Origin of the sequence: Pseudalkalibacillus sp. R45 (assembly GCF_052246725.1) — a bacterium.
Taxonomy (GTDB): domain Bacteria; phylum Bacillota; class Bacilli; order Bacillales; family Fictibacillaceae; genus Pseudalkalibacillus.
This window is the reverse complement of sequence record NZ_JBQQCL010000002.1, coordinates 344,373-356,434: the sequence shown is the minus strand read 5'-3', so window position 1 is coordinate 356,434 and position 12,062 is coordinate 344,373. Positions and strand designations below refer to the sequence as shown.

At 39.6% G+C, this 12,062-nt stretch carries 7 protein-coding genes and 2 pseudogenes; 4 read left to right on the top strand and 5 right to left on the bottom strand.

Features of this window, described 5'->3' with window-relative positions:
• The 4 genes and pseudogenes from ACTWQL_RS07620 to ACTWQL_RS07605 form a co-directional block, all read right to left on the bottom strand.
• Positions 1–535, bottom strand: a pseudogene (locus tag ACTWQL_RS07620) (DNA/RNA non-specific endonuclease); the annotation flags it as partial.
• 364 nt (positions 536–899) lie between these two features.
• Positions 900–1,103 carry an IS3 family transposase gene (locus ACTWQL_RS07615; protein ID WP_443141847.1) on the bottom strand — a complete coding sequence of 68 codons (204 nt, stop codon included), beginning with the start codon at positions 1,101–1,103 and terminating at the stop codon, positions 900–902.
• Positions 1,104–1,245: 142 nt separating this feature from the next.
• Positions 1,246–1,716 (bottom strand): IS3 family transposase, encoded by a 471-nt coding sequence (locus tag ACTWQL_RS07610; RefSeq protein ID WP_261133775.1) that lies wholly within the window; start codon positions 1,714–1,716, stop codon positions 1,246–1,248.
• A 173-nt stretch (positions 1,717–1,889) separates the two neighbouring features.
• The gene (locus ACTWQL_RS07605; RefSeq protein ID WP_261133774.1) at positions 1,890–2,297 is read right to left on the bottom strand and encodes a helix-turn-helix domain-containing protein; all 408 of its coding nucleotides are present in this window, start codon (positions 2,295–2,297) and stop codon (positions 1,890–1,892) included.
• A gap of 550 nt (positions 2,298–2,847) precedes the next feature.
• Here ACTWQL_RS07605 and ACTWQL_RS07600 point away from each other — a divergent pair.
• Together ACTWQL_RS07600 and ACTWQL_RS07595 are read left to right on the top strand one after the other, a co-directional pair.
• Positions 2,848–3,531 (top strand): DUF421 domain-containing protein, encoded by a 684-nt coding sequence (locus tag ACTWQL_RS07600; RefSeq protein WP_443141846.1) that lies wholly within the window; start codon positions 2,848–2,850, stop codon positions 3,529–3,531.
• 48 nt (positions 3,532–3,579) lie between these two features.
• Positions 3,580–5,052: a phospholipase D-like domain-containing protein gene (locus ACTWQL_RS07595; RefSeq protein WP_443141845.1), complete on the top strand. Its 1,473-nt coding sequence runs from the start codon at positions 3,580–3,582 to the stop codon at positions 5,050–5,052.
• 575 nt (positions 5,053–5,627) lie between these two features.
• Here ACTWQL_RS07595 and ACTWQL_RS07590 read toward each other — a convergent pair.
• Positions 5,628–5,988, bottom strand: a pseudogene (locus tag ACTWQL_RS07590) (transposase); the annotation flags it as partial.
• A 477-nt stretch (positions 5,989–6,465) separates the two neighbouring features.
• On the opposite strand from ACTWQL_RS07590, the gene ilvD reads away from it, so the two are divergent.
• The gene (gene ilvD, locus ACTWQL_RS07585) at positions 6,466–8,160 is read left to right on the top strand and encodes a dihydroxy-acid dehydratase (protein ID WP_443141844.1); all 1,695 of its coding nucleotides are present in this window, start codon (positions 6,466–6,468) and stop codon (positions 8,158–8,160) included.
• 814 nt (positions 8,161–8,974) lie between these two features.
• Positions 8,975–11,011, top strand: a complete 2,037-nt coding sequence (locus ACTWQL_RS07580; RefSeq protein WP_443141843.1) for a penicillin-binding transpeptidase domain-containing protein — start codon at positions 8,975–8,977, stop codon at positions 11,009–11,011.
• Positions 11,012–12,062: the final 1,051 nt, after the last annotated feature.

Here is a 12,062-nt window from a genome sequence, read left to right as displayed (position 1 = left end):
TATTATAAGCATTCGATACGCCTCCGAGAGAATCAGCAATAATATGTCCTTCATCTAAAATAGCACTTTCGACGCCAGGAACCTTCGCCTCATCAGAGTAGTATCTTCCAGACGATGATACCGGTTCAGTGCTGTCATCTTGTAGAATGATTTCATCTGCAATGACTCTCACTAACTGGCCGTGTTCATTCGTGAATGCCCAATATTCGCGGTCTCCAAAACCAATGTCAACGACGACATTAGGTTCACGATGCCCAGACAAATCACCACCATCAACCTCAAGGCGTTCGTATCCTGAAAACCGATCATCCTTTGTTTCGGTTGAGGTTTCTTCTGCTTCTAGTTCCTCTGTGTCTGGTTCATCGGCTACCTCTGTAGCAGTTTTTTCCGTTTCACTTTTCGTATCAGTATTCTCTGCGGCTTCAACTTTCAGTTCTGTTTCTTTATCTGCAGTGGATGGATCTTCTCCGTTGGTGCAACCAACAATAAAGATAGCCATTAAAAGCAAGATTAAGCCGTTTACTTTCTTTTTCATTCTTTTTGGATACCCCCTATTTTTTGTTTCTGATTGACCGAGATCATTTCGTATATTTTACCACATATTGTTAGTAATCCTTTGAGTTTTCACTAATCAGAATAAACGCTGAATCTCGTATTAAAAGGTTATGAAAAATTCCTTGAAAAAAAGGGAGAATTCAAGTCGAATCCTTTATTTTATTAACTATGTTAAAGAATAATGTTGATTTTTTTCTAATAGACCCTGTGATAATGAATCTTCGTGCTCTGATAGACATGATTTTTAAAAATGTAATGGGGTCCGTTTTGGAGTACACACAATATAATTCACACACCAAAACGCATGCGCCATTGGTGGTTACCCCTAAAAGTTAGAGTTTTTATTATGCAGCTGATTGGATGGATTGAGTTCGGTATTCGACTGGACTCAGTCCATCCAATTTTTCCTTTGAACGTTCATGATTGTACCAGTTGATATATTCTTCAATCCGCCTTCTTAAATCCTCATAGCTTACTAATTCTTCTCCATAATACATTTCCTGCTTTAAAATACCAAAGAAGTTTTCCATTGCAGCGTTGTCGCGCATGTAGTTTTCCGTGACATGCTTTGGAAGACATTATTCTTCTTTAATATCTTCACCCATTGATTGTGCTGGTAATGCCAGCCTTGATCAGAATGGATGGTAGTGCGATAGGTTGCATGATTCTTTATTATCTCTATCGTTTCTTTTAAAGGTTCCATGACATGACAAGATCTAATGTGGGGCGTTTTTTAACTTCATACGCAATTATTTCTCCGTTATAAAGGTCAAGAATGGGATTTAAATATAACTTCTCTTCGCCTAGACACTTGAATTCTGTAATGTCAGTTACTAATTTTTGAAGAGGAATAGGCGTTCTAAAGCGTCGGGATAATCGGTTTTTCGCTACTTTCCCAACGTTCCCCTTATAAGAATTATATTTACGAGATTTTCTCATAAATTTCACACACTTTAATCCCAATTCTCGCATTATACGATACACTTTCTTATGGTTAATAGAATGTCCTAATTTCTTTAACTCTTTGGTGATCCTTTTATAACCATAGCGTTCATGGAACTGCTTAAAAAGGTCAGTAATGAGTTCTTTTAGTTCTCTGTCTGTATCTTCTTTCCCAAAGTTTTTAATATGATAGCGATAGGTTGCTTCAGGAATACCCACGACAAGCAGAATATTTTTTAATCGGAATCCTTCTTCTTTAAGTTTGAATGCGAGCTTTGCTTGTGCTTTTCGCGGAAGGCATTCGGATTCTCCCGAAAAGCTCTCAACTTTTTTAGGTGCGCATTTTCCAGTCGCAGTAACTCATTCTGGCGTTCTAATTCCTCTTCGCGTGTTCACTTTTTCTCTTCTTTCTTCTCCGATTTATTGGGTTTCTTAGACATAGAAGGTCTCCCCTTCAATTTAGGTTTCAGGCCTTCTACCCCTTGTTCATTAAATGTTTTCGTCCAGTGATGAATTAATGAAGGATTGTTCAGTCTAAATTGTTCAGCAGTTTCCTGATAAGAGGCGTCTGTCTCTAACATAATTTGTATCGTAATCATTTTAAATTGCATAGAGTACGCTTCCTTCATTTTTCTTCGCTTCAATCCTTCTATCCCTTTTGTTTTATAGGCTCTTACCCAATCTTGTATTGGTGTTCGAGAGGGCATATTGTACTTTTTCGCTAATGATTTATATCCAAGATTTCCATTTAAATACTCGGAAACAAGCTTTATTTTAAATTCTTCACTATATTTGGCCATAAGAACACCTCCGAAAGTTAGATTTTTCACTCTAACTTTCGGGGGTCGGTACGGGATCTGAGCTCTTTTTTGCTATCTATGAGGGAGGCTGCCCTCTTGTTTAACACCAGTTATTTCAAATTTGTTAGGCCTATTAATTTTACAATAAAGAGGCTATTTCTAATTCGCATATGGTCCCTTTCTAGAATAAAGAAACGTATGATTTATTTTTCTAGAATTTTTTCAAAATGGTGCTGGATATAGGCAAAAACTTTTCTGAGTGATGGTCATTAAGATATAAAATGGCAAGCAATAAAAAACATATATCTTCTAAGACGAAAAGGATGGATAAATTAAAAATCGTATTAATTATACTACTATTATGTAAAACATTGTTCTGATAACTAGCATAACATTTTCAGCAATACCGATTGGTTCATTGTTTGGAATAAAGTTAATTACGTCATAATTATTAATTGAAATTTATTCCTGCAGAAGTATTCGACAGTTCTTGAATATCTTTTCATAACTTTTGCCAAAATAAAGACAAAATCATCGGGAGGTAGGCAACTTGGATGATATTCATTTAGGTCTATTGACGATTAAAGTTGGAGTAGGCTTTGTGACATTATTTTTTATCATTATTGTAACAGGCAAGACATCTATTTATCAGTTGACACCTTTTCATTTAGTTTTTGTTTTATTGCTTGGAGATCTTTTAGGAAACTCTATTTATGAGGATCGGATGGGAATTATTCCTTATTTATATGCGGTTGGTTTGTGGACACTTCTTATGTTGTTGGTAGAGATTATAACGTTGAAAATAAAATCGACACGCTCTCTATTAGTAGGCAATCCTGCGATTATCATAAGGGAGGGAAAAATTGATCGAAAGATAGCCCAAAAGAACAAATTGGATGTGAATCAAATATTGAGCTTACTGCGACAAAATGACGTTTTTTCAGTATGGGAAGTTAAATATGGCATATTGGAACCTAATGGTCAAATCAGTACCTTACTGAAATCAAAATATCAAAAACCAGATAAGCAAGATCTCAATCTCCCAGAAGAACTGGTAGACCTGCCAACAACCTTGATTATTGATGGTGAAATATTATGGGATAATTTAGCCGAACGCGGATTTGACCGTCAATGGTTGGATAATGTGTTGGCTTCAACAGGTCATAACAATGAAAAAGGTATATTTCATGCTGAATGGAACAATAATGAAGGCATTTGTATAAGTCCTAAATAGACAATAAAAATGTATTTATTATCGGATTTTTTAAAGGAGGAATATTTTTTGGAATGGATTCTCGGACTCTGTCTTGTGAATATGTTATTTATGTTGATCATCGCAATACGTGAGGTTCGCCGACCTTCGAAGGCGTTGAATTGGCTTGCCTTAAGCCTTATTTTACCTTTCATTGCTTTCGGTCTTTATCTCAGTTCTACAAATCCTTTAGGTATTCGCCGTAAAAGACTTACTTCTGATGTGAATGAATCGACTAACCTCCCTGATTCATTCAACCGCTCTGCCTCAGTCATCGCTGACGCCTTAAACCAGTTCAGCGTTCATGGGCTTCGTGCTAGCCGAGTGCAAATCCTGATAAATGGAATTAAAACTTATGAAGAACTCATCGAATCCCTAAAGAACGCCCAAAATACGATTGATATGGAATACTTCATCTACCGTGATGACCAAATTGGCAGAAAGATAACGAATGTTCTGGTGGAACAGGTGAAATCCGGTGTTCGGGTCCGTTTTGTGAGAGATGGTTTGGGTAGCTGGAATTTCCCCCGAAATCAAATCAAGCGGATGATGGAGGCAGGGATTGAATGCCGGACGATCTTTCCATTACGATTCCCTTGGATCCTTTCAAATTGGAATTACCGAGATCATTGTAAAAATGTAATGATTGATGGGGAAAAAGCTTTTACAGGTGGAATCAACGTGGGGTATGAGTATACAGGTTTGAAGCCGGATGTAGGGTTCTGGCGTGACACCCATTTGCGCATTGAAGGTGAAGCTTCGGAAGATTTACAAACGATTTTCGACGCCCATTGGAGAATCGCCACACCGGGACGAAAGAAAAATCGTGGGGATGCAAAAACCTCTCCACAAAAGGTACCTTCTGTCAAGGAAGCACATTCCAATTTATTAACAGAATTGGGTGCTGAATTTGATAGGATAGATGAAACACATCGAAGTAATGAATCGTTGCACAAAGCTTATGTCCAGACACTGGAAGGCAATCCAGGAATCCCGACCACTATCATCCGAACAACCTATTTCATTTGCCTGACTCAGGCGAACCGGACCATTGATATAACCACCCCTTTTTTCATTCCTGAGGAAGACATTCTAATGGCGATCAAAACAGCCGTGGCACGGGGAGTACGTGTAAGATTACTGGTACCTCGACATATAGAAAATAAAATCGTGGGATATGCTAAACGGACTTATTATGGAGAATTGATAGAGGCAGGTGTCCATATCTACGAGTACAACAAAGGTATGCTACATGCAAAACAGATGGTCATTGATGGGGAAGTCGCGGTTGTTGGTGCTGCAAACTGGGATATGAGAAGTTTCCGTCTGAATTATGAGACGTGTGAAGTCATTTACAGTGCTGATGTGGTTGAGGACCTAACAGAGCAATTTGAACGCGATCTTAATGATTCATTTTTGTTGAAGGTCGATGATCTGGTACAACGATCAATACCTCAGCGCATAATCGAGCAAGGAGCACGCCTATTTTCACCTTTATTATAAATTGTTCTTTTTACCCTGTTCATAATTTGAGCTATGCGTTTAATCCTCATTCTGTCGAATAAGAATTTAATTTAGTTAACGTTTTTACAAAAGTAAAAAAGGGTTTAAAAGCGCTTTTTAATCAAGTTCGAGATGGAAGGTTCAACTAGTTTACTTAAAAGGCTTTAATAAAGGATTCTGATTTTTACAAATCACTATCTTAATCCATTTAGAAGGTAAGATGATTGACCAAAATCTTGACCAAAATGTGACCAAAATAATTTCAAAAGATATGATTCCCGTTAATATTAATAAATATAAAATCCTGATATTACAGCACTTTTTGATACGTTTTGAGGGGAAATGAAAGGGTGAAATATGTTCCGCACACAAGTTCATCCTTCGGAACGTGAGCAGTACATCCAACTATATTAAACTGATAAACCCTTGGCACTATTGGTGTTGAGCGTTTTTATTTTTTAATAGATTAGATACTACGTCAAGAAAACAGACAAAAAATTCACCTGAAATTGCTTGAAAATCAGTTGTCAAAGCGTTTCAAATTCCCAACTTTATTCACGGTTCTATGAAATGCCCTATTTACCACAAAAATGCCCTTCTTCATAATCCCTCTCCAGTTGGTTTGGTGAGAGATAGTTGTTCGCTGAGTGGATGCGGGATTCGTTGTAGAAGCTGAGAATGTAAAAAAACACACTCTTTATCCTTCATCCCTTGTTTGATACTTGTAATGATAAATCCATTCCCTTTTGATCATACTGTGGAAAGACTCAATGAAGCATTATCATAACAATTCCCCTTACGACTCATACTGATGGTTATAGTAGCTGTATTGAGGTGCTCAATATAATCTTCTGAAGCATATTGACTTCCACGGTCAGAGTGATGGATGAGATCTGGTTTCGGAGACTGTATCGCAATCGCACGCTTCAATACCATGGAGGTGTCGAAGGTCCCGAAGTACTTTGACCAGAAAAAGTCGGTTTTGTGATCGAGGCAAAAAGCAGAAAAAAAGAAAAGAATGCATTGACAAAAGAGCAATACGGACAATTACTAGTAGCTGCTGAATGGTTTTCTAAGGGATATTCTGGATACGAATGTATAAGAGTTAGTGTACACCCTAGAATGAAGCTACACGATCAGCTGTAGCGGGAGCATCTCATGCACTATGTTTCCCCAAATCGACACGTCCTTTCTTATAAAGTGTTAGCCCCCATTATAAATGATGGGGCAAATTTACGTGTCCGTTTTTTAGTCTAACTTCAAAATCTATGTATTTCTGTCCAAAAACCAAACGAATAAAAAAATTACTATGAATTTTTAAATAATATAGAAATATTATTTTATTTCTGTATAATGTGGAGATAATTCATCTAAAACTTTCATTCAGCACAGTACGAGAGAGGAGTTTGACTAATGGCAGACAAAGATCTGAGAATACGCAGTAAAGACATCAGTGAAGGAGACAACCGTGCGCCGAACCGGGCGATGCTCAGAGCAGTAGGATTTGAAGACAAGGACTTTCAAAAGCCGATGATCGGTGTTGCCAGTACGTGGAGCGAGGTTACACCCTGCAACGTACATATAGACAAACTGGCCATTGAAGCAAAACGCGGAGCCCGCGACGGTGGCGGAGCACCGATGATTTTTAACACCATCACCGTTGCTGACGGCATTTCCATGGGACACGAAGGCATGCGCTATTCCCTTCCGAGCCGGGAAGTAATCGCGGACTCGATTGAAACCGTAGTAGGAGCCGAGCGCCTTGACGGAGTTGTGGCTATCGGTGGCTGCGATAAAAATATGCCAGGCTGTATGATTGCTATCGGCCGCTTAAATTTACCCGCTGTATTTGTATACGGTGGTACAATTTCACCAGGTAAATCAAGAGAAGATAAAGACATCGACATCGTTTCTGTATTTGAAGCGGTCGGTAAACATAACGCAGGATCCATGGATAAGGACGGACTCCACGACATCGAATGTCATGCCTGTCCGGGCGCCGGTTCATGCGGAGGCATGTACACAGCAAACACGATGGCGTCCGCTATTGAAGCCCTCGGAATGAGCCTGCCCGGCAGCGCGTCAAACCCGGCAGAGACCGGCAACAAGCAGGAAGACTGCTACAAAGCAGGCGACGCTGTTGTGGAACTTCTGCGTAAAGAAATCTATCCGCGGGACATTATGACAAAAGAGGCATTTGAAAATGCCATTACGGTTGTTATGGCACTGGGTGGATCTACAAACGCCTTCCTTCATCTGCTGGCGATGGCTCACTCGGTTGATGTGGACCTCTCGTATGACGACTTCGAGCGTATCCGCGAGCGTGTACCGCACATTGCGGACCTGAAGCCGAGCGGAAAATACGTCATGGAAAATCTTCACCAGGTAGGCGGCGTTTCCGCTGTAATGAAGCTTCTTCTTGAGGAAGGGCTTTTGAGCGGTGACTGTCTCACGGTTACGGGTAAAACACTGGCAGAGAACCTGGCGGAAGTTCCTCCGCTGCACGAAGGCCAGGAAATCATCCGTCCTGTAAGCGAGCCGTTTAAGGAATGCGGTCCACTATATGTATTAAAAGGGAACCTGGCACCAGCTGGAGCTGTTGCCAAGATGAGCGGACTGAAAGTAAGCAAGCTCACCGGTCCCGCCCGGGTATTTGATTCGGAAAAAGAAGCGACGGAAGCGGTACTGGCAAATCAGATCAATCCGGGGGACGTGCTGGTGATCCGCTACGCCGGTCCGAAAGGCGGTCCGGGAATGAGCGAGATGCTCTCCATCTCAGCAATCATCGTCGGTAAAGGACTCGGAGAGAAAGTCGGCTTGTTAACTGACGGTCGTTTCTCAGGAGGAACCCATGGTCTTGTCGTTGGCCACGTAGCACCTGAAGCACAGGTGGGCGGTCCGATTGCTTTGTTGAAAGAAGGCGACTTGGTGACCATCGACAGTGAAACACAGGAGCTGAACGTTGATGTGAGCGCAGAAGAAATGACAGCCCGCCTCGCAGACTGGCAGGCACCGCCGCTACGATACTCCCGCGGCGTGTTGAACAAATATGCAAGACTTGTATCCTGCGCCTCAAAAGGTGCGGTAACGGATCTGGGAGAAGAGTAGGTTTAAATGAGCGGGCGTCCCGTTGTTACGGGGCGTCCGGTTTTTTGTGGATGTTTAGGGCGTGAGCGGAGTCGATGAACAAAGAGAATGTCTTGAAACAAAGAATTACTATTAGAGATGAAATCCTGTCCAAAAGCTATTCGCAACAGCAGAAGCATGTCATGACCAGTTATTTCAGTTCACGTGGTCAAATGGATACGTATGCGAAAAGTGTGGTCATAAAGAATGCTATGTTACTAATACTCGTAAGCACAAATTATACGAATGGTGTCGGGGGTTTTTTGTTTTGTAGATAACGATTGACCACAATTTGACCATAAAAATTCAAAATATGTTTTGTTATATGCCTCATATTGTTCCATAGAGTTATCCTGGATCTTTTACTTACATGTGTATAAACATTTACAGTATTTTGTTTACTGGCGTTTCCTACTCTTTCCTGTACATACCAGTAAGAGCACAGCATGAGTGTTACGTAATGAATGGTCGGTAAACATCCGATTCCTGACATAATTATTGCTGAGGCAACAAAGGAAATAATCGGTCCCCTTAAAATCAACCATAGGGAAGAAAGGTATAGTAATAAAAGTTTAGTGACAATAAAGTTATTTGAGTACATATAATCCTGACCAGATTTAGGTTGGGGTTAAAATATTCTTGTTTAAGATACAATCATGATACTCCATGATGGGGAGCGGACCCGGAATACGACACATTTTGGATCATGCCATTTATAGAATATGGACCTACATAAGTTATTCTTGAGATGCAAAAAAGTAGAAATTAATGAATAGAAAGCCAGGAGGGGAACTCATTGAGACATAAAATAGAAATTCTTTGTATAGCCTTAATTTTTATCCTGATTGCGGGATGTTCGGAAGGACCGAAACCAGACCCTAGAATAACAGAATATATGAAAAACTGGGAATCTATGAAGTTTGATAATATGTACTCCATGCTTTCCGATAAAAGCAAAAAGGAAATAACAAAAGTTGAATTTGTGAAAAAATATACCGCGATTTATGACGGAATCAATGCACGAAATATATCCATAACACCGGTTATTCCAAAAAAAGAACCGGATCCGGACAGAAATGGGAAAGTGACATACACATACAAGGTAAAAATGGATACATTGGCCGGACCTATTCAATACAAACATAAAATAAAAATGGAGGAACAGAAAAAGGACAACAAGAAAAACTGGTTTGTAAATTGGGATCACTCACAAATTTTCCCCGGTATGGAAAAGGGAGATAAGGTTCGAGTTCAAACCAATAAAGCAAAACGGGGTGAGATCCTCGACAGGAATGGAAAAGGACTTGCCGTAAATGGTAAGGCAGAACGGATCGGCATTGTCCCCCAGGATCTTCCTGGAAATGGCGATGCCAGCAAACAAAAGCTAGCAAAAGCACTTGGTATCGACAAAAAGGACATCGATAAAGCATTAAATGCTTCATGGGTACAGCCAGGGTCTTTCGTTCCTATTAAAACGATAGCGAAAGATGATCCCCGTCTTAAAAAAACCTTAAAAATTAAAGGTATAAGCACCCAGTCGCTTGAAACCCGGGTGTATCCGTACAAAGAAGCTGCATCGCATTTAACAGGTTTTGTGCGGCCAATTAATGCGGAAGAACTGGAAAAACTCAAATCCCAAGGGTATCAATCTACCGATGTTATCGGGAGAAGAGGTCTGGAGAAATTTTATGAAAAGAAGCTTCGAGGTAATAATGGAGGAATCATCCGGATTGTTGATGAGGGAGAGAATGAAAAAAGAGTAGTCGCGAAAAAAGAAGCCATTGACGGTAAACCTGTCACACTAAATATTGACATGAACCTGCAACGGAATCTTTATAACCAGATGAAAAAAGATAGTGGTACAGCTTCAGCAATCAATCCTGTAACTGGTGAGGTTTTGGCGCTCGTAAATAGCCCGGGATTCGATCCGAATGATTTTGCTTTAGGAATAGACGGTTCACGTTATCAACAATTGGAAAAGAACTCGAAACACCCGCTGTTAAACCGGTTTGCCTATACTTTCGCTCCGGGTTCCACATTTAAACCGATTACCGCCGCGATCGGATTAGAAACGAATAAGCTTAACCCAAATAAGGACGTAGCGATTTCCGGAAAGAAATGGCAGAAAGATGAATCTTGGGATAAGAAGTTTGTAACGAGGGTTACTGAAGTTCCTTCTGTAAATGTGAATTTGGAAAAAGCAATGATTTATTCTGATAATATTTACTTTGCTCAGGCGGCTCTTGCAATTGGAAAAGAAGAGATGGTGAAGGGTGCTGAGAATTTTGGTTTTAATGAGGATATGCCGTTTGATTTAGATTTCGAGAACTCTTCATTGACAAAAGAGGACATCGATTCAGAAGGAATGCTTGCCGACACAGGTTATGGACAGGGAAGAGTCGAAATGAACATTCTTCACCTTGGGATATCCTATACTCCATTGATCAATAATGGGGACTTGATTGCCCCTAAATTGATTAAAGAAGAAAATCCAAAACCAAAGGTGTGGAAGGAAAATGTTGTTTCACCAGAGACCGCTACGCAGATCCGCAGCTCGCTCGTAAAAGTGGTCGAGGACGAAAGGGGAACGGGATATGAACCCCCTCTGAATGGAATCACGCTTGCGGGTAAAACAGGAACAGCTGAGTTGAAATCAAAAGTAAGCGAAAAAGGGAAAGAAAACGGCTGGTTTGTAGCTTTTAACCAAAAACAGCCGAATCTGCTTATTTCTATGATGATCGAGGATGTACAGGATAAAGACGGCAGCCATTACGTTGTTCCGAAAGTTAAAAAGACATTTAAAACATATATGAAAGAAAAGCCTCTTCGCTAAAGAAGAGGTTTTTCTACATAAAAATACTTATTCATATATTAAAGTGTTAGAAATGATAGAGTTACTTAAGGATCAGCTCATTGAACTGGTTTTTTTGTATGAAAATGTGCTTATAACATACTCAAAGGTACAAACGGGAAAGGACGAGCCTGAATAAATTAATAATAAGGAAAGGAGTGAAAATATTGAGCTATTATGAAAAAAAAGATAAGAGTGATTGTTCCAGCTGTCGTGTGAAATTCAAAAGTAATAAGAAGCAGCACAAATCCTTTGCAAAGTTCTGCTTTGACTCAGAGACTAGTACACATAGGAAGGTAATTAAACATCGCAAAGACAAATCAAATGACTGTTGGTGATCTCACAACAGGCTATTCTATTATGTCTATCGTTTGCGGTGTTTGCTAGTACCAAGAACCACACTGTCTCTAGTAGATATTGAAGCGACACCGAGAATTTTAAAAGCGGGCAAGATGATCTGCATCGAGATTTGGATCCATCTCATGGTCATTGCAGCTGCATATTCACAAGATTAAAGAAAAAATGATATGTGTAAGGCTTAAGAAGGAGTATTGCTCCTTCTTTTTTCTATGTGAAATCGATAGTTTACAACTTCTATAGGATTGATTAAGAAACCTATGCGCGATTTTTTGTCTATCTTTTTCGATAAGCTCTCCTTTCTGCGTATGGGACACATAGGTAACATATATCAACGTGCTTTCCTTGATCATCAATATATTTGACGGATTTTCTTTCTTTTTTCTTGCATATGGCGCACTTTTTACCGAAAATCCAATCCAACATAACAATGCCTCCTCAACTTAAGTAGTTTCTACAACATACTCTGAGTTTAACAACTTTAATCTAATAATTTTATAAAAAAGCTTTGTTAATTAATATGTGATTTTTGGTGAAATTGATTGAATCGAAATTTACCACACCCTAAAATCAACAGTAAAATATCACAAATCCTCATAAAAAGATGAATTAATTAATTTGGGGCATTTACAACATGTTCGTTCAGGCATACACTTATGACTAACTGAAGATTCTG